The 357-nt window shown below is 40.1% G+C and carries 1 protein-coding gene; it reads left to right on the top strand.

Features of this window, described 5'->3' with window-relative positions:
• Window positions 1–307: hypothetical protein (locus D3105_RS34885; protein ID WP_165891154.1), on the top strand; the 307-nt coding region annotated here is incomplete at its 5' end.
• Window positions 308–357 lie beyond the last annotated feature (50 nt).

Genomic DNA, 357 nt, shown 5'->3' on the forward strand with positions numbered 1-357 from the left:
TAAAGATTTGATCGAAGTCTACACGGATATGATGCGTGCTTATACAGAAGAAGCATATAGATCGGAGTTGATAGATGGCAGCAATATCGTAAATCATATAGATCAGAGATTTGATAAATTGGCTGATCGTGTGACGGGTATGCTGGGGAGAACTGGAATGGATGTTTCGATAGTCGTAGTTGGCCTGTTGAATATCCTGTCGAAAGATATGGACATACGGCAAGATAGATTGTACGAGGAGTTGCGGAAATCGGCTGCTGAATATTATTCAAGACCATATCAAAAGAAGAAGGATGAGAGACAGTAGGTGTCAGCTAAGTCTAGATTACGCGGGAATGTTTTTATTAATAAAAGAGG

This window comes from Streptomyces globisporus (assembly GCF_003501885.1).
GTDB classification, from domain to species: Bacteria; Actinomycetota; Actinomycetes; order Streptomycetales; family Streptomycetaceae; genus Streptomyces; species Streptomyces globisporus_D.